Origin of the sequence: Lyngbya confervoides BDU141951 (assembly GCF_000817775.3) — a bacterium.
GTDB classification, from domain to species: domain Bacteria; phylum Cyanobacteriota; class Cyanobacteriia; order Thermosynechococcales; family Thermosynechococcaceae; genus Lyngbya; species Lyngbya confervoides.
Genome location: NZ_JTHE03000039.1, coordinates 11,492 through 33,537, shown reverse-complemented (window position 1 = coordinate 33,537; position 22,046 = coordinate 11,492). Strand labels below are relative to the sequence as shown.

27 protein-coding genes and 1 pseudogene are annotated in these 22,046 nt (G+C 52.3%); 14 read left to right on the top strand and 14 right to left on the bottom strand.

Going from position 1 to position 22,046, the window contains the following annotated elements:
* Window positions 1–31: 31 nt before the first annotated feature.
* The 4 genes from QQ91_RS06270 (at window position 32) to QQ91_RS06255 (ending at window position 3,659) form a co-directional block, all read left to right on the top strand.
* Complete coding sequence (locus QQ91_RS06270; protein WP_166281166.1) at window positions 32–1,324, top strand: dihydrolipoamide acetyltransferase family protein; 1,293 nt, start codon at window positions 32–34, stop codon at window positions 1,322–1,324.
* Between the two features lie 82 nt (window positions 1,325–1,406).
* The gene (locus QQ91_RS06265) at window positions 1,407–1,958 is read left to right on the top strand and encodes an NUDIX hydrolase (RefSeq protein WP_166281164.1); all 552 of its coding nucleotides are present in this window, start codon (window positions 1,407–1,409) and stop codon (window positions 1,956–1,958) included.
* Window positions 1,959–2,001: 43 nt separating this feature from the next.
* Window positions 2,002–2,958 carry an MDR/zinc-dependent alcohol dehydrogenase-like family protein gene (locus tag QQ91_RS06260; protein WP_166281162.1) on the top strand — a complete coding sequence of 319 codons (957 nt, stop codon included), beginning with the start codon at window positions 2,002–2,004 and terminating at the stop codon, window positions 2,956–2,958.
* A gap of 32 nt (window positions 2,959–2,990) precedes the next feature.
* Window positions 2,991–3,659: a serine/threonine protein kinase gene (locus QQ91_RS06255; RefSeq protein ID WP_166281160.1), complete on the top strand. Its 669-nt coding sequence runs from the start codon at window positions 2,991–2,993 to the stop codon at window positions 3,657–3,659.
* A gap of 65 nt (window positions 3,660–3,724) precedes the next feature.
* Here the strand turns inward: QQ91_RS06255 and QQ91_RS06250 are convergent, their stop codons facing one another.
* Window positions 3,725–4,240: a gluconokinase gene (locus QQ91_RS06250; RefSeq protein WP_236096095.1), complete on the bottom strand. Its 516-nt coding sequence runs from the start codon at window positions 4,238–4,240 to the stop codon at window positions 3,725–3,727.
* Window positions 4,241–4,249: 9 nt separating this feature from the next.
* Complete coding sequence (locus tag QQ91_RS06245; RefSeq protein ID WP_166281158.1) at window positions 4,250–4,441, bottom strand: heavy-metal-associated domain-containing protein; 192 nt, start codon at window positions 4,439–4,441, stop codon at window positions 4,250–4,252.
* 14 nt (window positions 4,442–4,455) lie between these two features.
* On the opposite strand from QQ91_RS06245, the gene QQ91_RS21610 reads away from it, so the two are divergent.
* Window positions 4,456–4,584 (top strand): hypothetical protein, encoded by a 129-nt coding sequence (locus tag QQ91_RS21610; RefSeq protein WP_284707160.1) that lies wholly within the window; start codon window positions 4,456–4,458, stop codon window positions 4,582–4,584.
* Window positions 4,585–4,589: 5 nt separating this feature from the next.
* Here QQ91_RS21610 and QQ91_RS06240 read toward each other — a convergent pair whose 3' ends face one another.
* Together QQ91_RS06240 and QQ91_RS06235 are read right to left on the bottom strand one after the other, a co-directional pair.
* Window positions 4,590–5,387, bottom strand: a complete 798-nt coding sequence (locus tag QQ91_RS06240) for an SDR family NAD(P)-dependent oxidoreductase (RefSeq protein ID WP_166281156.1) — start codon at window positions 5,385–5,387, stop codon at window positions 4,590–4,592.
* A gap of 104 nt (window positions 5,388–5,491) precedes the next feature.
* Entirely contained in the window at window positions 5,492–6,013 is a 522-nt protein-coding gene (locus QQ91_RS06235; RefSeq protein WP_166281154.1) for a hypothetical protein, read from the bottom strand.
* A 342-nt stretch (window positions 6,014–6,355) separates the two neighbouring features.
* Between QQ91_RS06235 and QQ91_RS06230 the strand changes: the two genes are divergently transcribed.
* The 3 genes from QQ91_RS06230 to QQ91_RS06220 all read left to right on the top strand — a co-directional run bounded on the left by QQ91_RS06230 (window position 6,356) and on the right by QQ91_RS06220 (window position 8,640).
* Window positions 6,356–6,760, top strand: coding sequence for a hypothetical protein (locus QQ91_RS06230; protein ID WP_201277358.1), 405 nt, complete (start codon window positions 6,356–6,358; stop codon window positions 6,758–6,760).
* A gap of 26 nt (window positions 6,761–6,786) precedes the next feature.
* Entirely contained in the window at window positions 6,787–7,599 is an 813-nt protein-coding gene (locus QQ91_RS06225; protein ID WP_166281152.1) for a TrkA C-terminal domain-containing protein, read from the top strand.
* 210 nt (window positions 7,600–7,809) lie between these two features.
* Window positions 7,810–8,640, top strand: a complete 831-nt coding sequence (locus QQ91_RS06220) for a DUF1206 domain-containing protein (protein WP_166281150.1) — start codon at window positions 7,810–7,812, stop codon at window positions 8,638–8,640.
* A 334-nt stretch (window positions 8,641–8,974) separates the two neighbouring features.
* Here QQ91_RS06220 and QQ91_RS06215 read toward each other — a convergent pair whose 3' ends face one another.
* Both QQ91_RS06215 and QQ91_RS06210 read right to left on the bottom strand, forming a co-directional pair.
* On the bottom strand, window positions 8,975–9,373 hold the full coding sequence (locus tag QQ91_RS06215; protein ID WP_166281148.1) for a helix-turn-helix domain-containing protein: 399 nt from the start codon (window positions 9,371–9,373) through the stop codon (window positions 8,975–8,977).
* Window positions 9,357–9,656 carry a type II toxin-antitoxin system HigB family toxin gene (locus QQ91_RS06210; RefSeq protein ID WP_166281208.1) on the bottom strand — a complete coding sequence of 100 codons (300 nt, stop codon included), beginning with the start codon at window positions 9,654–9,656 and terminating at the stop codon, window positions 9,357–9,359. Before QQ91_RS06210 ends, QQ91_RS06215 begins: the two co-directional genes overlap by 17 nt.
* A gap of 109 nt (window positions 9,657–9,765) precedes the next feature.
* On the opposite strand from QQ91_RS06210, the gene QQ91_RS06205 reads away from it, so the two are divergent.
* The gene (locus tag QQ91_RS06205) at window positions 9,766–10,134 is read left to right on the top strand and encodes a DUF2834 domain-containing protein (protein WP_166281146.1); all 369 of its coding nucleotides are present in this window, start codon (window positions 9,766–9,768) and stop codon (window positions 10,132–10,134) included.
* A 7-nt stretch (window positions 10,135–10,141) separates the two neighbouring features.
* On the opposite strand, the gene QQ91_RS06200 is transcribed toward QQ91_RS06205, so the two are convergent.
* A protein-coding gene (locus QQ91_RS06200) for an IS630 family transposase (protein WP_201277356.1) occupies window positions 10,142–11,274 on the bottom strand; the annotation gives its coding sequence in 2 pieces (ribosomal slippage) (window positions 10,142–10,848 and window positions 10,848–11,274; 1,134 coding nt in all).
* 89 nt (window positions 11,275–11,363) lie between these two features.
* Here QQ91_RS06200 and QQ91_RS06195 point away from each other — a divergent pair.
* Window positions 11,364–11,525: a hypothetical protein gene (locus tag QQ91_RS06195; protein WP_166281144.1), complete on the top strand. Its 162-nt coding sequence runs from the start codon at window positions 11,364–11,366 to the stop codon at window positions 11,523–11,525.
* A gap of 179 nt (window positions 11,526–11,704) precedes the next feature.
* On the opposite strand, the gene QQ91_RS21810 is transcribed toward QQ91_RS06195, so the two are convergent.
* The 4 genes and pseudogenes from QQ91_RS21810 to QQ91_RS06180 form a co-directional block, all read right to left on the bottom strand.
* Complete coding sequence (locus QQ91_RS21810) at window positions 11,705–11,923, bottom strand: Arc family DNA-binding protein (RefSeq protein ID WP_375340940.1); 219 nt, start codon at window positions 11,921–11,923, stop codon at window positions 11,705–11,707.
* A 345-nt stretch (window positions 11,924–12,268) separates the two neighbouring features.
* Window positions 12,269–12,383: pseudogene (locus QQ91_RS06190) on the bottom strand (IS1 family transposase); the annotation flags it as partial.
* 47 nt (window positions 12,384–12,430) lie between these two features.
* Window positions 12,431–12,760 carry a type II toxin-antitoxin system PemK/MazF family toxin gene (locus QQ91_RS06185; protein WP_166281142.1) on the bottom strand — a complete coding sequence of 110 codons (330 nt, stop codon included), beginning with the start codon at window positions 12,758–12,760 and terminating at the stop codon, window positions 12,431–12,433.
* On the bottom strand, window positions 12,761–13,003 hold the full coding sequence (locus QQ91_RS06180; protein ID WP_166281140.1) for an AbrB/MazE/SpoVT family DNA-binding domain-containing protein: 243 nt from the start codon (window positions 13,001–13,003) through the stop codon (window positions 12,761–12,763).
* Window positions 13,004–13,127: 124 nt separating this feature from the next.
* Here QQ91_RS06180 and QQ91_RS06175 point away from each other — a divergent pair, with 124 nt between their 5' ends.
* On the top strand, window positions 13,128–13,541 hold the full coding sequence (locus QQ91_RS06175) for a Uma2 family endonuclease (protein WP_166281138.1): 414 nt from the start codon (window positions 13,128–13,130) through the stop codon (window positions 13,539–13,541).
* Window positions 13,542–13,544: 3 nt separating this feature from the next.
* Here QQ91_RS06175 and QQ91_RS06170 read toward each other — a convergent pair whose 3' ends face one another.
* Window positions 13,545–14,387 carry an SWIM zinc finger family protein gene (locus QQ91_RS06170; RefSeq protein WP_166281136.1) on the bottom strand — a complete coding sequence of 281 codons (843 nt, stop codon included), beginning with the start codon at window positions 14,385–14,387 and terminating at the stop codon, window positions 13,545–13,547.
* A 12-nt stretch (window positions 14,388–14,399) separates the two neighbouring features.
* A complete protein-coding gene (locus QQ91_RS06165) occupies window positions 14,400–17,639 on the bottom strand; it encodes a DEAD/DEAH box helicase (RefSeq protein ID WP_250833273.1) in 3,240 nt (1,079 codons plus the stop codon).
* Between the two features lie 185 nt (window positions 17,640–17,824).
* Here QQ91_RS06165 and QQ91_RS06160 point away from each other — a divergent pair, with 185 nt between their 5' ends.
* Window positions 17,825–18,010: a hypothetical protein gene (locus tag QQ91_RS06160; RefSeq protein WP_201277354.1), complete on the top strand. Its 186-nt coding sequence runs from the start codon at window positions 17,825–17,827 to the stop codon at window positions 18,008–18,010.
* 213 nt (window positions 18,011–18,223) lie between these two features.
* Here QQ91_RS06160 and QQ91_RS06155 read toward each other — a convergent pair whose 3' ends face one another.
* On the bottom strand, window positions 18,224–18,877 hold the full coding sequence (locus QQ91_RS06155; protein WP_166281134.1) for a hypothetical protein: 654 nt from the start codon (window positions 18,875–18,877) through the stop codon (window positions 18,224–18,226).
* A 210-nt stretch (window positions 18,878–19,087) separates the two neighbouring features.
* Here QQ91_RS06155 and QQ91_RS06150 point away from each other — a divergent pair, with 210 nt between their 5' ends.
* Both QQ91_RS06150 and QQ91_RS06145 read left to right on the top strand, forming a co-directional pair.
* Window positions 19,088–20,191 (top strand): DUF4062 domain-containing protein, encoded by a 1,104-nt coding sequence (locus QQ91_RS06150; RefSeq protein ID WP_166281132.1) that lies wholly within the window; start codon window positions 19,088–19,090, stop codon window positions 20,189–20,191.
* The coding region (locus QQ91_RS06145; RefSeq protein WP_236096094.1) for an NACHT and WD repeat domain-containing protein at window positions 20,188–22,046 on the top strand (1,859 nt) is incomplete at its 3' end. The genes QQ91_RS06150 and QQ91_RS06145, both read left to right, overlap by 4 nt.

Genomic DNA, 22,046 nt, shown 5'->3' with positions numbered 1-22,046 from the left:
TTCATCTCTGCGTTTTCGGAAATAGTGCTCCATGATTCGTGAAGTGTTCATGCCTGCCCTCAGTTCCACCATGACTGAAGGAAAAATTGTCTCCTGGGAAAAATCTGCCGGAGACAAGGTCGAGAAGGGAGAAACCATCCTGGTGGTTGAATCCGACAAGGCGGATATGGATGTCGAAGCCTTTTATGAGGGATATCTTGCCGCTGTGACCGTGGGAGCGGGAGAATCTGCCCCCGTGGGAGCCACCATTGCCCTGATTGCGGAAACCGAAGCTGAAATTGAGGCAGCCAAGCAGCAGGCCCAATCCGCGCCCGCCGCCGCCGCTACCCCCACGCCCACTGCCCCCGCGCCCACTGCCCCCGCGCCCACTGCCCCTGCTCCCGCGCCTCAACCCACCACCGCCCAGCAAAATGGCGGGGGCGCGACCGCAGCAATGCCGTCCAGTGGACGTTTGATTGCTTCCCCTCGGGCCAAGAAGCTGGCCAAACAGTTCAAGGTGGATCTGAGCACCGTACAAGGGAGTGGTCCCCACGGGCGCATTACCGCTCAAGATGTGGAGTCAGCAGCGGGCCAGCCCACCAGCGCCGCCGCCGTCGCTCCGCCTGCCCCCAGTCCGGCGGCGGCACCCGCCGCCCCGCCGCCCGTTCAGCCCGGAGAGGTGGCCGCCTTCAATACTCTGCAGCAGGCCGTGGTGCGCAACATGATGGCCAGTCTACAGGTGCCCACCTTCCACGTAAGCTACGCAATTGTGACGGACGCACTGGATCAGCTTTACCAGCAGGTCAAATCCAAGGGCGTGACCATGACGGCGCTGCTGGCCAAGGCAGTGGCGGTGACCCTGCAAAAGCATCCCGTGGTGAATGCCGGCTATACCGACCAGGGCACCCACTACAACGGATCCATTAATATTGCGGTGGCCGTGGCCATGCCCGATGGAGGATTGATTACGCCGGTTCTGCAGCAGGCCGACCAGGTGGATCTCTATTCCCTGTCTCGCAGTTGGAAGGATTTGGTCAGCCGCGCCCGAGCAAAGCAGCTTCAGCCCGACGAATACAGCACCGGCACCTTTACGCTTTCTAATCTTGGAATGTTTGGGGTGGACACCTTTGACGCCATTTTGCCGCCAGGCCAGGGCACCATTTTAGCGGTGGCGGCAGCTCGGCCCACGGTGGTCGCCCAGGCCGATGGCCTGTTAGGGGTGAAGACCCAGATGAAGGTCACCATCACCTGCGACCATCGGATTATCTACGGAGCCGATGCCGCTGCTTTCTTGAAGGATCTGGCGGATCTGATTGAAAATAACCCGCAGTCGTTAACCCTGTAGGAGGCGATCGCCCAGGTTAGGAGAACTACTGGTAACCTTTTGGGTGATTGTTTCCGGTGTAAACCCTCAGGAGCGATAGATTGTGTCGATCTACGGCGAACCTCCAGAACTGTTAGAGCAAGCGTTTTACTATCGCGCTCGCAAGTTCTCCTTTGAAGCCAATCGACTCCGGCTTCCCAACCAATCAGAGGGCCTCTGGGCCTGCGTGCGCCATCCGGGGGGAGCCATGGTGGTGCCCATCACTGCCAGCGGCGAACTGGTGCTGGTGAAGCAATATCGCTTTGCCCTGGCGGGGCGCATTCTGGAGTTTCCGGCCGGCACCCTAGAGGTGGGAGAGGATCCAGCCGTCACCGTGCAGCGGGAACTGGAGGAGGAAACAGGCTACCGGGGCCATCGCTGGACTCCTCTGGGAACCTTTCCCCTGGCTCCTGGCTATTCCGATGAGCTGATCTATGCCTATTTGGCCACAGATCTAGAGCCCCTGGACCATCCGCCAGCCCAGGATGAAGATGAAGATATTGAGGTGGTCCTGATGTCCCCCCAGGCGCTAGAGCAAGCTATCCTGGCAGGGGAGCCCCTGGATGCCAAAACCATGGCAGGGTTCACCTTAGCCCGTCCCTATTTAGCCCTTTAATAAACAACCCTTTAATAAACAGCTCTTTCACGGAAAAATTGCGATGCAGGCCCTCTGGCTGGAAGAACAAACCCTGAGCCTTCGAAGCGACCTTCCTACCCCTGAGCCCCACGCTCAGGAAGCCTTGGTTCGCGTGCTCTGCGCCGGGATCTGCAATACCGATATGGAGCTGCTGCGCGGCTATTATCCCTACCGAGGCATTTTAGGCCACGAGTTTGTGGGCGTGGTGGAGCAGGGGCCAACGGCGCTGTTGGGACAGCGCGTGGTGGGGGAAATTAATGCCTACTGTGGTCATTGTCAATTTTGTCGCAGGGGCATGACCTCACACTGCGAACAGCGCACCGTGCTGGGAATTGTCAATCGGCATGGAGCTTTTGCCTCCTATCTAACCTTGCCCCATCGCAACCTGCATCCAGTCCCCGACACGGTGGCAACGGCGGCGGCCACCTTTACAGAGCCGCTGGCGGCCGCCCTGGAAATCCTAGAACAGGTGACGGTGGAGAGGGGCGATCGCGTGTTGGTGGTGGGCGATGGCAAACTGGGATTGCTCATTGCTCAGGTGCTTGCCCTCACGGGGTGCGACCTGTTCGTGGCGGGGCGACATCCGCAAAAGCTGGCAATTCTAGATCGTCGCGGCATTGACACAGGTCCAGTAACGCAGGTACATCCTCGCACCTACGACATTGCCGTTGACTGCACGGGTAACCCCCAGGGGTTTGACCTAGCGCGCCAGGCCTTGCGTCCCCGAGGAACGCTGGTATTAAAGAGCACCTACGCCGGGAAGCTCAGCCTGGATGCCTCCGCCCTCGTTGTCGATGAAATCACGGTGGTGGGGTCTCGATGTGGCCCCTTCCAGAAAGCCCTGCAGGTTTTAGAGCAAAATCAGGTGGATGTGAGCGCGCTCATTCAGGCCACCTATCCCCTGCACCAGGGATTAGAGGCCTTTCGTAAAGCCCAGGAGCGCGGTGTCCTCAAGGTGCTGCTTGAAATATCAACCTAGAATGCACAACCGTAAAGTTCGCCTCTGGCACCGTGAAATCCCCCGACCTCTCGTCTTTGATCCAAGCCGTCCAGGACTCGTTCCTAGCCAACCTAAAGTTGGCCAGCGTCAGCCCGCACAATCCCGTAGTGGTCTACGATACGCCTCCACCCTGGCAGATCGTGGGCACTGGCAATTATGCCGCCGTCTTTGCCCACCCTGACTACCCGCAACAGGTCGTTAAAGTGTACGCGCCCGGTCGCTTAGGTTGGGAACAAGAGGTCGAAGTCTATCGCCGCCTAGGTTCCCATCCTGCCTTTTCAGAGTGCTGTTATGCCGCCCCTAACTTTCTGGTCTTGAAGCGACTCCACGGCATTACCCTCTATGATTGTTTGATCCAAGGTCTGTCCATCCCCGAACAAGTGATTCTTGATATTGACAATGCCCTTGTCTTTGCCCGCCAACGGGGGCTTTTTCCCCACGATGTTCATGGTCGCAACGTGATGATGGCGCAGGGGCGAGGCCTGGTTGTTGATATTTCAGATTTTCTGAAGCCTGAACCGTGCCAAGCCTGGGATGATATCAAGCGAGGATACTATTGGCTGTATCGGCCTCTGCTGGAGAGAAGATCGATCCGCGTCCCTGTCCTAATTTTGGATCAAATTCGGGCCTTCTATCGTGGCTATCGTGCCTGCAAAAAGTTTTTGCCGCCGTCATCGTAGAGGCAAGCTCCATGCAAGCCTCCGATTCTCAAGGACCTTTCCAATCTTTAGGACCTGCCATTGCCTTAGGAGACGGGAGTCGACTGGGGAAGACTCCGGAGAATTCGCTGCACCATCTCTTCAACGGGAAGGGTAATGCTCAAGAACAGGGCTTCCTCCGGCTCTTCCAGGGAATCTAGCTGACTTTGGAGCAGTTGCGGCCCCATGAAGTGAGTCGGACACAGCACCTGTCGTTGTTCCAAGCGCCTTTGGATCTGGGAGTAGCTGCCCTGCAGATAGACCCACTGAATGGGCACTCCCTCGGGGCTGATTTGCTGCCGATAGGAGGCCTTGAGGGCAGAGCAGGCCAAGACCACCGATGCTCGATGACGATGCCAGGAGATCACCGCTGCCCGCAGATCCGCTAGCCAGGGTTGGCGATCGGCATCGGTGAGGGGCTGGCCCCGCCGCATCTTGGCGATGTTCTGCGGGGAGTGGAACTGGTCGGCGTCCACAAAGGGCCAGTGAAGCTGGCGCGCTAGGGCCTGGCCCACAGTGGTTTTACCCGATCCAGAGACGCCCATGATCATCACAATGGTCATCGGCTTTGACTAGTCAGCAATTTGATGTCCTGTGCCCAGGATCACCTGACGCACCGAGGCTTCGGACATCTGACTTTCCACCGCCACCATTTTCTCCGCTAGATCAATGTGGACCGTTGCGTCTCCATCGGCAACCTTAAGGGCCTTAGATAAGGTGTCTACGCAGCCTTCACAGACCATGCTGGGTACTTTAAATTTCATCACGTGCTCCTTAGATGGATAGGGATCTAGTCACAGGGGATGCCTCCGGTGCCTTGCCCATTGTAGATCTAATTGAGGTAGATCCCATTGAGGTAGATCCCATTGAGGTAGATCCCATTGAGCTAGGCTTCCTTGGCCTGTAGTCTCTCTACATCGTTGCCACCGATCCGCCATCGACCCGATAGTTTGATCCCACAATAAAGCTAGAGAGTTGGGAGCACAGAAAGGCCACAACTGCCGCAACTTCTTGGGCTTTCCCGCGACGATGAAGCTCCAGATGGGGGCGTTTTTGATCTAAAAATGTTTCGATTGCCTGATCAAAACTGATGTCTTTTTCCTGAGCCCGCTGCTCCATCATGGCATCGGTCATGGGGGTGGCAATGTAGGCAGGAGAAACGGAGTTAACCAAAATTCCATCCTTTGCGAAGGCCTTGGAGAGATTTTTCGTCAGGTTCATCACGCCTGCTTTTGCGGCGCAATAGGGCATCTCATCCGGGTAAGGCTGCACCGCATCCTCGGAGGCGAACAGCACAATTCGACCCCAGCCTGCAGCTTGCATGGCTGGGATAAAGGCTCGGCACACCCGCACGGCAATCATCAGATCGACATTCAGGGTCTCCCACCAGTCTTCGTCCGTGAGTTCTAAAAAGGGCTTTGTTGCCCCGGTAATTCCGGCGGCATTGACCAGAATATGAACTTCGCCGTAGTGATCCAGGATGGTTTGCTGAGCCCGCTGCACTTGATCTAGCTGGGTGAGATCGGCGGAGACGCCCATGGCTTTGCCAATTTTGCTGACCTCGGCGATCGCCTGATCTAGATCAGCTTGAGTCTTATCAATCAGGGCAATTTTGGCCCCTTCCGCCGCCAGGATTTTAGCAGTTGCCAACCCCATCCCTGAGTCGCCGCCGGTAATGACGGCTACCTTACCCTGTACACCTAAGTCCATAGTGGTTTCTCTGTATCGATATTCCCTCGCATTCTAGTGAAGGGATCTGCGAGATAAATCTATCAACCTGGAGATGTCTGAGAGTTCAGGTTTCTGCCCATAGACTAGGATGCCTTGGGAAGAGAATATCCTTGCATATTTTCCGGCTGAAATTTTTGAATAATCTTCGTTGCTTGCCGGATCAGGTCATCGGTGCCCTGGGCAACGATTAAGTAGCGACCTAGGTTGAGTCGATTTCGATAGGCGATCGCATCGCCGCTCCCCACGGTCCAGCCCGTAATTTTCCCCACGACCCAAGATCCAAGGCCTCCCGAGGCAGCGCCCAGCAGGCCACCGATCAGATGATTTCCCACCTCGCCAGCCCAGGCAAAGGTTTGAAGTCCAGAGAGGAAACTAAAGGCAGCACCAGCCAAAAATCCAAAGGGAATCACCCAGAGGGCAAGCTGCTGCGATAGCCGCCCTGCGGCTTGATCTGGATTGATTAAATTCACCTCATCGGCGCTGCGATAGCCGGGTCCCACCACTGAAATTTGGTCCATGGGTAGATTGTGGCGACTTAGGGCCTGGTAAGCCTGTTCAACACTGGTGCGGTTGGATAAAACGGCGATTAGATACTGGTTTTGCATGATGGTTGTGAGAAGTTAACGAATGATTGTGCCCTAGGCCCCCTCTTGGGCGGTACGCCCTTGGGCTGAAACTAGCCGGTGCGCTTCCCGAAGGGCCTTTTTATAGGCTAGGGATATTCCTGAGGGACTTGATTCTAGGGTAACGAACCCTTATCCCGGCCGAGATCGGTGATTAGAAGGGGACGAAACTCTATCCAAGGAGAGAGAAGATGCATCGACAAAGCCAGATCTCTACCAAAAGAAGGGGGTCCCCCACCCCTGGCCTCTCTCAAAGGAAGGACGTGGCTTGGGGTCTGATTCCAGTAAATTTTTAGGCAATCGGTGATGCGTCATGAGGATTGAATGATGGACCAATTTTCTCAAGAAGCTCAGGTGTCCAAGGATTCAGCACTCGTTCAAGTGGAGTCCGAGACCCAGGCAATTGTGGAGCAATCCCCCCTTGGGCCTTCCCCAGAAGGGGAAACCGAGGCGCTTTTGGACGCCCTTCGCAAGCGTGCCCAGGCTGAAGTTCAGGCGGCGCAAACCCTCACCCAGGAAACCTATATAGCTGCAGTGCGCCAAGCCCGCGAAGCGGTGGAGCAAACTCAACTGGTGGATCCAGACGAAATTGAAGCGGCTGCCGAGCAGATCATGCAAGATGCCCAGCAAAACTGGCAGTCCGTTCTCGCGGAGATCCAAAGCTTTGGCGATCGCCTTAGCGAAGCAGCCCAGGCGGCTTGGGACGTGCTCACCCGGCCCAAGGCATAGTCCACCGCTGCGCGAGGAGACAACCTTTGGCTGCCCTAGTTTCCGCTTTCATTGCAATCACGCTTTCTCTACTCATTACTCGCATTGCCACCGAAGCCTTAACCTTCACCGGCCTTTCACGCGCCTCTGCTAAGTTCCAGGCTCGATCTGCCTTTACGGGCACCGGGTTTACCACCGCTGAGTCGGCCAGCGTCGTTGAGCATCCTGTGCGGCGACGCATTATTATGTGGCTGATGCTGCTGGGCAATGCGGGCGTGATTACGGTCATGTCCTCCTTGATTTTGACCTTTGTCTCCTCCGGGTCCTTGGGCGATGGGGTGAGTCGGTTCGCGATTCTCACCCTGGGACTGGCTTTAATCTGGGGGCTGGGCACCAATCGAGCCTTTAATCGCGTTCTGACTCGCTGGGTGCGGTGGTCTCTGCGGCGGTGGATCCGGCTCGATATCCATGACTATGCTAGTTTGCTGCATTTAAGAGATGAGTATCAGGTGATGGAGATTGCGGTGGATGAGGATAACTGGATTGCCCACAAGACCTTACAAGAATCCAAACTGCGCGATGAAGGCCTAGTGGTGTTAGGCATTGAGCGCGACGATCAGAGCTATGTGGGGGCTCCCAATGGTCAGACCTATGTTTGTCCAGGGGATTTGCTGATTCTCTATGGCCGGAGAACGGCCCTGATGGAGCTCGATCTGCGGCGCGAAGGCTGGGCCGGAGAGCAGGCCCACCACCAGGCGATCGCGGTTCAAAGGCGTTTGGAGACGGCGCAAGAAGCGCAAGATCCCTATGTAAGCAAGGAGTTGAGCAGGGATTTGAGCCAATCAACCTCGAAGTCCTAGGGGGCTGCGGATTGCCCTGGCTTTCGGGTTCCCCTTTGCCGGTGCAGGCCGCTACAATCGAGGTACGCCAACAGGTCCAACCGCCATGGACCGGAAACCTGATTCTCTTGCGGCGGGTCAATGCTGGGTAAGCGTTGCCCCAGGGGAACCCTGGCGATCCCAGGGTCTCGCGCCGGCCCCCTTCCTCACCCTCTCCCGGACTGCAGCCTCATGCCCCCCCAGCCCCTCCCTCCAGGATTTGCCTACGGCGTTCGCAAACTAGCCCGCCTGGGTTATGCCGCAAAGGGATCTGTTTATTTCACTGCGGGCATTCTTTCGGGGAAGGCAGCGTTTAATTGGGGAGGGCAGGCAGCGAGTTCCGGAGGAGCGATCCGCGCCATGGGTACGCAGTTGCCAGGACGGGCCGTGTTGGGATTTATCGCCTTTGGCCTATTTAGCTATGCACTCTGGCGGCTGGTGCAGGCGCTATTGGATCCAGAATATGGCACCCCTCTGGCCCTTAAAAACCTGGCCCAGCGACTAGGTTATGCGGTTAATGGGTTGATTTATGGTGGGCTGGGCTATACGGCACTGAGGGGGTTTATGGGCCAGGCCAAAGGCGATCGCGGGGATCAGTCTCTCCAGCAATGGGCCTCTTTGATCCTCAGTCATCCCCTGGGTCAGTGGCTGCTGGGAACGGCGGGGGCCTTTGCCATTGGGCTTGGGTTTTACTATTTTTATCGGGCTTTGCAAAAGGAATTCCGCAAGTATCTGCAGTTAGTGCAGCTCAGTCCCCAGCTAGAAAAGTGGGTCATTGAGGTGAGTCGCTTTGGACTGACGGCTCGGGGGATTGTGTTTGTGATGATTGGCACCTTTCTCATTCAGGCAGCCCACTATTCAGACCCCAGCAAAGTGCATTCTTCTGAGGGTATTCTTCAGGTGCTCGACCAAACTTTCTACGGTTCCTGGCTCTTGGGTGTGGTGGCCCTGGGGCTGGTGGCTTACAGCATTTACATGCTGATTCAGGCAAAATACCGCCGCATTGAGATTCAGCATAAGTGATAGGCCGAACTCTAGGGGAAAATGCGTTCAACAGTCCACGGTTGTTTGCTTCTGAAACCTGGTTAGCCAGGCTGTTGCCCTTCAGGGTGCTTCGTCTTTAGTTCAAGTTTTTGTCCTGTACGGAGTCTGGCGGCAGAACAAGACGGCTCCGCTCCAGGCGATCGCGGTGGAGCCGGTGCAGATACTGGGTTGGAGCGGGGGACAGGTGCGACAGGATATGCGCGATGTGCTGCGATCGTTTTTCTGGGGCGATTGGTCAGGAAATTACGGCGGTGGAGACGCTGGTAGAGCATGGACCGGACACTTGTGCGATTGTTGATTGTCCGTTGAGGGACTAAATAAATAAACCGACATCAACACCAAAATATTCAGCTAAAGCTTTCGCCTGGGCTTTGCTGATGGAACGCTTACCATTGACCACCTCAGAAACCACCCCCCGAGAACCGACAATGCCCACCAAGTCTTCCTGTCTGAGGTCTTGTGCTTCCATTAAGTGGTGTAGTACCTGAAGGGGATCACCTTCAGGAATAGGATAATGGGCTTCCTCATAGTGGGTGATCAGCACGGTCAGCAGCTCTAAAAAGGATTCCTCTGCAGGGGTTCGCTCATTTTGGAACTCCAGTCTTTCTGCCAGGGCGATCGCCTCATCACACTCTTGCTCTGACGTCAAAACTTTCGGTTGGTAGCGAGCTAGAAGTTCACCGTAGCTGCTTGGGTTAAAAGTAAGGGTCATTTTTCCACTCATCCTTGTCATAGTCCGCATGGGTCAAAACATATTTGATGTAGATACGCTGGGAACGATAGTTAATGGCAGTGATGAGGCGATCCTTGTTGCCCTTGAGGTTAAAGACCGTAAAATTTCCGACGGCTTCAGCTTTCGGATAAAGAGCCTGAACCTCAATCAGATTCTCCCATTTAGCTTTACTGGAAATTCGGTACCAACTGAATAGGGCTTCACAGGAATCAGCATGGCGATCGCAGAACTGACGTAAGATTCTTCGGCTGATGACATGCACAATTGACAATTATCACACTAATATCATATTCTCATCTTGAGAACAAAACGTTAATCAGGGCCTTCATCAAAAATAGACACAAATGTCAGCATCAGGGAATGAAATAATCATGACTAATCGAGATAAGTTCATTTGTCTGATTTATGGCTTGATTGCATTGCTAGCCTTACCTGCAACCTGGGTAAATAACATTGCCTTTATGACTCAGCCTGATCATGCGTCATTTTCAGACTTTTTTCGGGCAGCCTATGTGAATGCTGCCGCAGCTTCACTCACAAATGATTTGTTCTTGGTTGCGTTTGCGGCCTGCATCTTCATGGCCGTTGAAGGGCGAAGGCTGGCAATTCGATTCGTATGGCTATATATTGCTTTGTCTGCGCTTATTGCCATTAGTGTTACTTTTCCGCTCTTCCTCCTCGCTAGACATATTCGGCTGGCAAAGCAACAAGACATTCTTGAATCTGCTAAAACTGCATAGTACTCTGTCATTCTTCAAATGATGGGTAAAGATGCTTAAGTTTAATCCTTGCATCTTGTGTTGTAAATTGCCAATCGATCTTGTTGGCAGTGTCATTTCGGCGAGTTTCCCACGCAGCAACTTCTATCTTCAGCGTTTCTAGGTCTGGTATTCGCCGATCTAAGCATTGGCGCGATAAAACACTTAGCTCTATTTCTGCCATATTTAACCAACTCCCATGTTTTGGAGTGTAGTGAAAATCTAGCCGCTCCAGGATTCGACGGGCTTCGGGAGCCTCAAACGCCTTATAGAGTGAGGCTTTTACATGAGTATTCAAGTTGTCTTGAACTACCCGAATTTGAAGCGCTCCAGGGAACCCAACATCAACAAGCCATTTCATCTGCTGTGCATAATCGATTTGTGTGCGTTGCTCAGTCACTTCTACATGTCGCCAGCCGAGCAGTGGGGCAGAGAACATAAACAGATTGGCGGTTCCATTGCGCTCATATTGGTAGTCCTCCCGTGCCACCTGTCCGGGTCCTGCTGCCTGTGGGATATGTGTTTCTTTGCTCAGTTGCTTCGAGGCTTCATCAAAACAGACGAGGGGGTAGCTGGGGTCTTCACTTTGGCTGTAAAGGTCTAGGACTTCTTCCATCTGGCAGATAAAGTCTGCATCTTGCTCTGGTGGAATCACCCAGCAGTCTTTTCGCCAAGGCTTAAGTTCATTTTTTTTAGCGTTTGACGCACGGTTTCATGGGACACACTCTCCACATGTCCCAGTTCTACTAATCGCTGCGACAATAGCCGCAGTGTCCAACGACTCTGACCCTCCGGCGGATTGCTACAGGCGATGGCGATCAGGTGTGCTTCTTGATTGCCGTCCAATAGCCTCGTATAAACCCTGGTTTTGCGGCTCAGGCAAGCCTCGAACCCTTCTTCTACAAACTGTTGGCGTAAGCGCTCAACGGTTGCGGTGCCGACATCCAATGCAGCACTGATGTCAGCATCACACCAACCGCCATCAGGCTGTGACGTGTCTGCCTTGAGGAGTATCCGTGCATGAGTGATGACGTATGCGGCAGTCTTTCCGGTTTGAGTCAGTTTTTCTAAGTGTTGGCGTTCTGTTTCAGTAAGCGTCACGATGTATTTCTTGCGAGGCATATGGATGATTAAAGAATTTCACACCCTAATTATCCATCAATTCAAGAATGACGCAACAATAGCTCCTAAAGTTTTTAAACATCGCACTAGTGCTCCAACTCGAACTAAACCTTTGGGATCAGCTCCGTGAAGCCGAAGCAGCACCCACAGCGATCGCCTTCCAGCAGCTTTTGCTCTGCTTCGATGCGAAGCTGGAGCGGATGTCGGCACGTTCTGCTACATGGGGAGGCTACAAGCATGGTATGGCCTGAGTTAGATTGCATATCGCATCGTCAGAAGTTGCGACCAAGATATCCCAGTTTCCACCATCCCTAACCTGACAGCAGAAATAACTATAATGGTGAAACGAACTCGAACAAAATTATGGAGCAACCCACACCGGATCTTGATTGAAGGAGGAGATAGGCAATGACATTCGTATCTACAACAATCATGGCCGTCCGCTATGTTTGGCCTGTTCCAACACTTCATCGGTCAACGGGTGTTTTGCGGTTTTCTGACGCAGCGCCCGCATTCGATCTAAGGTCGCCTGAGCGTTCCGTGGCCGATTTTGCAGAGTTTGCTCAAGGCATATCAAAATCTCGCTATTGAGGCTCCTGCGATTCTTTTGTGCTTGACGTTTTAGATGTTGGTAGAGGTCTTCGGGCACGTTTTTAATCGTTTAGATTGGGCATCGGGCTCGTCCTTTGAATGTCAAAGTACAACCAAAATGGTTGCTATGATTGTAAGTTAAACCTTGAAGCACCCGCAATTCAAAGCATTGACACCCATTGCGAATCGGCAGGCGATCGGGCTAAGACCGCTGCTTTGGCGACGGGGTTGGTGTCAACTTGGGGATGAGAGTACAAGGGAGTGATGCGATCGCCAAGGAGGAACTGCTGGCACTGTCCAGCTAAGGAGTGAAAGTACTCAAGCCCCTATGGGTCAGGATTTCCGCAATCGTGATGGGGCGTTCAACAAATCCCATCGCCATGGCTGGGGTGGTCTGTTTTCCCAGACTCCAGCGACTGTCACGCTCAATGAAGCTCACGGGTCCAGCCCTCAGAGTTCTCGGGGGGAAGATTCTCACCGACTCGGGTGTAGACTTCATCGCCTTCAACGGTGACCTCCCCACCTTCGACGATGACCAGTTTAGGCGTGGGGACGGATTGAATCATCAGAATATGATCGGTTTAATTCGTCTCAGGACATCATTTAAAACTGGCTCGGGACAATCCCCCATATATTCAGCCTTTCGAGCTTTGTAATCGAGCGATCGCAGTTGGTCGGCCATAATCACCCCGGTTACGGCTTCCTCTTCAGGAACAGGAACATAGAAAGGATTCTGGTGCTGGGTATTGCTCACAGGACAGACAAACACACACCCCATCCGCTTATTAAATGCCCCATGACTTAAAACCAAAGCTGGCCGACGCCCCATTTGCTCATAGCCAGATTGAGGATTAAATTGCAGCCAGACAAAATCACCCCGTTTCGGAACGTACACCTACCAGTCCTCCTGACCGACAGGTTCACCCCAGTCCACCTCCGGCTCTGGCTCATCCGTCACCTGTTCCAATAGCTCCTCCAAACTCAACTCAGGCAAAGCCGGTATCGGTTCTAGGATCGCCTTACCATCCTCAACTGTAAAGGCGATCGCATCATTAGCCTGGAGCTGCAACGCCTCAACGATATGCTTGGGAATGCGAACCGCGAGGGAATTCCCCCATTTACTGACCTGAGATTTCACCAAAAGCCTCCTAAGCCCAACGGGCAATCAAGGATATATAAAGTATATTATAGCCTTACTCCAAATAAGACCCATTATCTTGACTTTGACTAAACTTTGGCAAATTTGACTAAACGCGGATTTTGTGATTTGGAACCGACGATACAAGCTGGGATACGTTTTCGATTCGTCAACCTGCTTTCGCTTAAAGGCTTTCGGTGGGGGCGATCGCTCTCCTGATCTGTCATGGGTTGAAAAGTCTCGCTGGGATGCTCTGCCTCCTGAAGATCGCCGCAAGTTTCCACCCATTGCACCAGATTTTGTCTTGGAACTAATGTCTCCTAACGATAGCCTGCATCCTGTACGGGAAAAGATGCAGGAATATCTGGATGCTGGAGTTCGGCTCGGATGGCTGATCAATCCTGAGAATCAGACGGTTGAACTTTATCGGCAAGGACAGCCGGTTGAAATTCTAGAGAAGCCTGAGGCGATCGCCAATGAAGAAGTGTTGCCAGGATTTGAGTTGAGTTTGGATTGGCTCTGGGATTCCCTAGGATAGCGTTCACTCTAAAAACTTTTGATTTTTATCCCTGAACCGCTGATAAAACTCTTCCATCAACGCAATGAATGAGGTTTCCTTATGCCAAAAGGCAGGATAATCTCCTTGTTTTTTGACTAAAAGTGCAGAGACCAAGCTTCTTTTCGAGTTTGGGAGAAGGTTTTGTGAAGGATGTCCTTGCCAAAAGTCTTGATAGCTCAGATCTTTGGGTAACTCTTGAGTCTCAGGTTGTGTGTAGTAACTGTCAACCGCTTCAGGAAACGCTGCATCTTCTTCACTTAAATCATCGACTAAAGTCTGCCCCAAAGGCGATCGCTTCAATTCCTGTTTTAATGCCTCCCGAGAAATGCCCCGTAGCTCAAACAAGAGCAATGGGTCTTGATCAAGTTCCTGGGCAATGCGATAAAAGACACCTGCCACATGCTTACAGGGATTCCCCCAGTCAGGGCAGCTACAACGCCAATCACAATCTTTTTTTGATCTCGGTAAAAAGTTAACGCCCACAGGCTTAAAGCAATCCTCGATATTCTCTGGGATTTCATTGAGCATCAACTTGGACACAAAACTCGCCTTAGAACCAATCTGTTCAATAATACTGCTCCAGTTTTTAGCACTAATCGGTGAGAGCTTGACCGTCGTGTGATAGGTTGGCTCCTTATAAACCCCAAAATACGGGTTGACATTGCCTCGAACGGAGGCGATCGCTTCCCCTTCGTGAATATTGAAACTCTTTAAGCGGTTGGACCCCGAATAAGATCGTCCACGTGACAAGCGGCCTGGATCACAGAAGCCCTCTAAGGCTTCGACAAAAGTCTTTCCCCACCAAGTTTTCGTTTTTTGAGCCATGATGTGAGTCTCCTACTCTAAGATGGCGTTTTTGTTCAAGGCAATGAGCTGTTTGAAGGTTTCATTGTCCAGTTGCGTCAGCCACGATTCATCATTGCCCACCACAGCTCCCGCTAGCTTTTTCTTGTCTTCAATCATTTGGTCAATGCGCTCCTCTAATGTGCCAATGGCCACAAATTTATGCACGAACACATTTTTCGTTTGACCAATTCGAAAGGCACGGTCGGTCGCCTGATCTTCAACGGCAGGATTCCACCAGCGATCAAAGTGGAAAACATGGTTGGCTTTGGTGAGGGTAATCCCAACCCCTCCCGCTTTCAGGGACAAAATGAACACGGAGGGTGGCGTTTCCGGATCTTGAAATTCACGAATCATCGTCTCTCGCTTCGTCCGGCTCGTTCCACCATGAATGTAATAGGTGTTGTAGAACTGTTGCCGTAGCCGATGCTGGAGGGCATCCCCAATCTCTGTAAACTGGGTAAAGATCAACAGGCTTTCGCCTTCCTCAATCACCTCAGCGGTCATTTCCTGGAGTCGGCTCAGTTTATGGGAGCGCTCTGGGGAAAAATCACTATTATCTTGGAGGAACTGCATGGGATGATTACAGATTTGCTTCAGTTTCATCAAGGTCGAGAGCATGATGCCCTGCCGCTGAATCCCCTCACTGTTCTGAAGTTCTTTGATCACGGTTTTGGTAACAGCTTCGTAGAGGGAGGCCTGTTCTTTCGTCAGGTTACAAAAGAGTTTTTGTTCAACCTTATCCGGGAGATCTGAAATGATGTCTGGATCGGTTTTAACGCGCCGCAAAATAAACGGTTCGACTAACGTCTTTAAATGTTGAGCCCGAATCGGATCATTGTTGCGTTGAATCGGGCGCTCAAAGTTGCGGCGAAATTGGGCTTCTTTGCCCAAATAGCCAGGGTTTAGAAAATTGAAGATTGACCACAAGTCTAAGAGACGATTTTCAACGGGGGTTCCCGTCAAGGCCAATCGATGGGGAGCTTTTAACTTCAAAATGGCTTTGGTTTGGGCGGCTTTGGGATTTTTGATGTTTTGGGCTTCATCAATCACAATTCGCTGCCAGTCCATGGCTTCAAACAGCTTGAGATCTTTCCGAATCAGGCTAAAGGAGGTAATCACCACATCTAGAGATTGGCAGATCTTGACGAAGTCTTGCACACTTTGAGGGCGATCGCTGCCATGATGAACAATGGCTCGAAGCTGAGGCGCAAACCGTTCCAATTCCTTCACCCAGTTCCCCAGCACGGAGGTGGGGGCAATGAGGAGGGTAGGCGGAACCTGAGTGGGCTTTGCTTTTTTGCGAGGTTGGCTGGGAGTCCGCTCTAGGACTAATCGGGCAATGACCTGAACAGTTTTCCCCAGTCCCATATCATCGGCCAGACAGCCATTGAGCCCCACACTTTCAAGGTAGCTCAGCCACGCAACCCCTCGGTCTTGATACTCTCGCAAAGTGCCCTTGAAGTCGGGCAGGGGGCCAACGGGCTTCAGCTGACTCTTGTTTTGGAGCGTGCCCAGCAACTCGTCCATGAAGCGATCGCGGGAGGCATCGAGTTCTATGTTGCTGCTAGGGTCAGCCGCAATTTGCATCAAGTCCAACAGGGATAACTTGGCTTCTCCTCCTTGATTGGCTTTCCAAAACTCCAACATCTCTTTCATTTTGCTGGGGTCGAGCTGAAGCCACTCGCCCCGAAACCGCACCAACGATGTTTTGGCATTCACCAACGATTCCCATTCCTGAAGGCTCACGGGTTCATCCCCCATAGCCAATTCGTACTGGTAATCCACCAAGTCTTCTAGGGCGAAGTACCCCTTTCCGGAACTGCTGGCACTGGCTTTTTTGCTTTGGGGCCGTAGGCGCAGTTTAGCCCGACGCTGTCCTTGGGGTGTCCACCACGCAGGAACAATTACCTTAAAGCCGGCATCTTCTAGCACCCAGGCTGATTCCTCTAAAAATTGGGCGGCCTGGTCTAGGCTAAGATAGACGCCTTCTGGGGAAGCAGTTTCCAGTCCTGGCCACAGCTCTGGGCAAATCCGAGACGCATAGCCCAGACCTTTGAGAAGCTGTTGCTCGAAGTTTTGCCCCAATGATTTGAGGGTTTTTGTGCGTTGACTCTTGGGAAACTGCCAATAGTCATGGAGGGCCAGTCGCAGGGAGGGATCGCTCACCGGAGCCACATGAAACATCAAGGCCCAAGGGTCTTCTGCTCTGTTGGGAGCTTCCAACACAAAGTAAAGCTGAAACTGTTGATTGAGTTGACTATGGGCAATTCGATCCCGCCATTGCCACCATGCTGTAAAGGGTGGAATTTTTTCGGGATGTAATCCACTAAGACTCGATTTGAGGTTAATGCAGCTCTCTAGAAGGGTGTCTGAAATTCTTTTGGTAAAAACGTTGGGAAAGTCTGTTTTGGTAATCAGTTGATTCAAAATCACTTCAGAGCAATGGCGCAGCAGGGTTTCTGGGTCATGCAGACCGTCCATCGCTTGAGGTTCCCCAAATCCGGCACAACAGACTAAGGGCATGACGGACAGCGATCGCTCTAGGAGGGTTTCATAGTCATCACTCAGAATTTCCCATTCGGGGTACAGCTCATATTTTGTTGTTTGCTTTTTGCCTGAACCGATGGACTTCTGCCGATAGGTCAGGGATGGAATAAATTGGTCTCGGGCTATGATGGATTTGAGTCCTTGGCAAAAGTGATACCAAAAGAGGATATCCGCCCCTAGTTGAATCTCTTGCAACTGAATGGAGGCAAGAAAATGGAGATCCTGGAACACTTGCAAGCCATAGGCAAGGTTACGATTAAAGCGATAGGACTGTTGATAGATGTCTAGCTTCAGACAGTCAATCTGCCACCATTGCCAGTCGAACTCAGGGGGACGATCTTCTTCGAGGTAGCGGGATAGTTCTGGGGAATGAAGGGGGACATTCTGAGCGCTGGGCAGCAGAAAATATTTGGGGGTGAGTTGGAGGTATTCGCTGACGGCACTGCCACCGCCAATTCCCAGCTCATTCACAAGCACATCCATTAACTCGGCTTCATTGAGCTGATAGGGATGGCCATTTTTGATGCGTCGCTTTTGGTCGGTCTCAATCCATAGATAAAAGCAGCCTTCCTGGATAAAGTCTGCTGCCGGATCGGGAATCCAAGTGCCGTGAATGACTTTCATTCGATGATGCTTGTGAAAGAGAATGGCTAAGCTCAGCGTATGAGATTTACTCAATGGCATCAAGTGTCAAGGATTAAGCCGTTATAAAAGTTCTCATCTGTTCTCTCACAGCACCCTTCACGGAATGAAAGGCTACAATCGTTACAGTCGATGTAACCAAGTGGTGCAACTCACCATGAAACGTGAAAGTTTAACCATTCGTTTTCCTACTGATTTATTAGCCCAGGCCAAGGCGCTTAAGGTGGATGCCGAGTCCTTATAATGATTTGGTCGTGAATGCTTTGGAACAGGAGGTCTCTCGCCGTCAAGCGTTTTCGGCCCATGAGCGCATCCAGCAGCGGCGGCAAGCCATCTTCCAGCGAACTGGAGTTCAGCCTGAATCGACGGAACTTGTTCGGGAGATGAGACAGGGGAAACACCGTCGTGCCTAAGGTTTGGTGTTTAGATTCCAGTGTTCTTATTCCGTACCTTACACCGGAGGCATTATCGGAACAGGCAACGGCGCTAATCCTGGAAGCCATTTCCTCTTCAATAGCGCTGATTAGTCCAAGTTTTGCTTGGGCTGAGGTGGGCTCTGTGTTGCGCAAAAAAGTGCGCCGCAAGTTATTGACTCCAAAAGAAGCTGGGGAGTGTTTTGAAGATTTTCAACTCAGGTCTGGCACCCACCGACATCCCAGGCTCTCCACAGCCAGTTTGAACAGTGCTTTAGCCTGATCACTCACCATTAAGCGGCAGTGAAACTGTTCAAAGGGTAAAGCCGACTGAACTTGCTCCTGCCAGGTCTGGTGCTGGCGATTTGGGGCCTGGGTTTCGATAAAGATAAATCCACTGACCAATTCCAACATCACCAATGTTGGGTCTCCAAAGAACACTTCATCCGGCCCGACACAAATCTCAATGGGCTTATCAGGCGTCTGCTGACAAGATTGCTGCTGCTCATAGGCAATAATGGCGTCCTTGAGTTTGACTTCGAGTTTGCGTAAGCCGTCTGGAGAAACACCCATTCGATGCTCTAAATGAAGCCGTTTGAAGAAGTCACACAGACTATCAGCGCCAATGCCCTGTTTGATCCCGAAACAATAGAGGATGGCCCAGACTAAGCGAGCCAGCCAAGCCAGCCCCTCTTCACTTTCCCACAGCCATGACTCTGGGTAGGTCTGTCGCCTTTCAATAGCCTGCTTATGCCGATGGACGCTACTTTTGGACATCTCAATCCGCCTGGCGGCATTGCGAATAGAACATTTTCCTTGTCCCCAAAGGGCTGCAAACACTTGCGGACAGCGTTGTGCTATTTTCATGGTGAGTGCTCTTGCTGTTGGTATCAGCTCCAGGATCAACCCTGGTTAGAGCACTCTCCCAAAAAATACATTTTTCTCAAAACTGTCCCGCCTTAAATTGGGAGCCCATTTTTTGACATGGCCAGCCAGGAAACGCCATCGCATTGCGCGAATAGGCGACTGTTCAAAGTCTTAAAATATCCCTTATCCCAAGATCAGCAAGAGCCTGAAATGCTCAAGAATCTGTTGGGATATTCGTTTTACAAAATTGATCAAGCCAGTGAAAAGGCCAAAGAGATCCGCCCAGAGTTTGGTCAAGAGATGAAGGCAGAGTATTTGTTACGGGTCGCTGATCTGGCCACTGAGATTACAGACCAGCTTAAAACCTTCCATGCTGGCAATGAAGATTCAAGTTTAAACGGTGCAGAGGAGCTGGATAAACGACGAACGGTGTATCTGGCAGAAACCACTGGAGATTTGCAAGGTCAACGCGATCGCATTAAGCGGGAGTTGGAGCAGATGAACTATCGGGTCTTACCGGATCGCCCTTTACCGGCTGATGCTAATCTGAGGAGCGACGTCAAAAAATATCTAGAGCAAAGTACCCTATCCATTCATTTAGTGGGGGCGCGATACGGCGTCGTACCCGAAGGTGAAGAACGATCATCCATCGTGGTGCAACATGAACTGGCAGTTGATCAAGCCCAACAGGACACCCATTTCCAGCGTGTTGTCTGGCTCAGTCCAGAGGGGCAGAAGCTTGACCCTCGAATTGAAAAAATTAGACAGAACCTGCGTAACGATGCTGAGCTGTTGCAATTGAGCATCGAGGATTTGAAGAGCCATATTCAGGAAAAGCTAAAGCAGCTGCAGCCGATATCGTCTCCTCAATCCCCACCGCCTGAGCTGATTCGGATTTATTTAATTTGTGATCGCAATGACAGAGAGGACATTGCCCCAGTGGAAGATTTTCTGTTTGATCAGGGCTATGAAATCTTAACGCCCATGTTTGGGGAAGAGGCCCAGGAGGTTCGTCGTCAAGAACATGAAGCATATCTGGAGATGTGTGATGCCGTGTTGATTTATTACGGGGCTGGAGATGAACGGTGGCAACGCGAGCAAATCCAATATTTACGCAAAGTTGCAGGATTGACCCATCGGACGCGCCCTTTATTGGCTAAGGCTATTTTGAAGCGGGATCCGTCAACCCAACCCAAACAGCAGTTACGCACTCGTGAGGCAATCGTCTTAGAAAGTTTCGGGGCATTTGAGCCTGAGGTTTTGGCTCCCTTTTTGGATGCAATCGCCCAAGGGCAACGGGGGGCCACACCATGATCACCACCGAGACACTCACCCATCCATTTCCAGGGTTGCGGCCGTTTCAGGAAGATGAAAGCCACCTATTCTTTGGGCGAGAGGAGCAAACCGATGAGTTGATGCGAAGGCTCAAGCAGCATCGCTTTTTGGCGGTGGTCGGGACCTCGGGGAGTGGAAAATCCTCGCTGGTCCGGGCTGGATTGTTGCCCTCTCTCTATCGCGGATTTATGACCCAAGCCGGGTCGCGCTGGCAGGTGGCCATTTTGCGCCCAGGCGATCGCCCGATTGCCAACTTAGCAGCGGCGCTGAGCCAGACGTTTGCGGACCATTCTCCCCTTGACGATCCTGATCTCCACCGTATGGTGACGGAAACAACGTTACGGCGCGGGGCACTGGGAATGGTGGAAGTGGTGCAGCACAACCAGATGCCGACCCCAACCAATTTGCTTGTGGTGGTCGACCAGTTTGAGGAACTCTTTCGATTTAAGCAACGAGCCCAAGGGCAAGACGCGAACCCTAAATTCGACAATGCCGCAGAAGAGACGGCCGCATTTGTGAAGCTATTATTGGCCGCAGTCCAGCAAGAGGAGGTCGAGATTTATGTGGTCATCACCCTGCGATCTGATTTCCTGGGAGACTGTGCCCAGTTCCGGGATTTGCCGGAGGCGATGAATGAGAGCCAGTACCTGATTCCCCGGATGACGCGGGAGCAAAAACGACGGGCAATTGAGGGGCCGGTGGCAGTCTGCCAGGGCAAAATAACACCGTTACTGGTGAATCAACTTTTGAATGATGTGGGAGATAACCCGGATCAATTGCCCGTGTTGCAACATGCCTTGATGCGGACTTGGGAGAAATGGCGCTCCGAGTCCGATCCCCATCAGGCCATCGATCTTCAACATTACCAAGCGATTGGGGGGATGGCCCAGGCGCTTTCCCAGCATGCGGATGAAATTTATCTGGGATTGCCGGACGATCGGGCCAGGAAGATTGCTGAAATCTTGTTTAAGGCTTTGACCGAGATGGGAACGGATAATCGGGGGATTCGACGACCGACAACGTTGAGTCAGATCTGTGCAGTGGCGGCGGCGGAAACCCAGGATGTGATCGCGGTAGTGAATGCGTTTCGGGGACCGGGAAAGTCATTTATTATGCCGCCAGTGGGGGATGCGCTCACGGGAGAGACGGTGTTGGATATTTCCCATGAAAGCTTGATGCGAGTGTGGAAAGAATTGCAAAAATGGGTCGATCAAGAGGCCCAATCAGTCCAAATCTATCAGCGACTGGCCGATACCGCTCGTCGCTTCCAGGCGGGGACGGCCCCGTATCTCCAAGATCCAGAGTTGTCAATTGTGAAGAGTTGGCGCAACGAAATACAACCCAATGAAGCGTGGGGCAAACGATATGACCCAGATTTTGAACTCGCAATGCAGTTCTTGGACGAGAGTGCGATCTCAGCAGACAAGGCGGAACGGCAGCGACGGCGACAGCGGCGTTGGGTTCTGTTGGTCATGGGCGGAGCCACGGTGTTTTCTAGTCTCGTTGCACTCTTTGCTGTCTATCAACTTCAGCAGGCAGAATTTCAACGGATGAGGCAATATGAAGTGACTGCAAAACTGCTGACCCAAACCAATCCGCTTGAAGGATTGAAAAATGGCATTGCTGCCGTGGGGTTAGGACGATCGAATTTTCTTAAATTTCCCAATCTTAAGCAGTCTGATTTAGTTTCAGAGGATATTTTGCTTCAGCCATCTAATCAGGTTTTATCGAAGATTTTGAGAGGCCATGAGGCCAGTGTCGGGTCCGTGGCCTTCAGTCCCGATGGCCAGTCCATCGTCAGTGGCAGTTCTGACCAGACCGTGCGGCTGTGGGA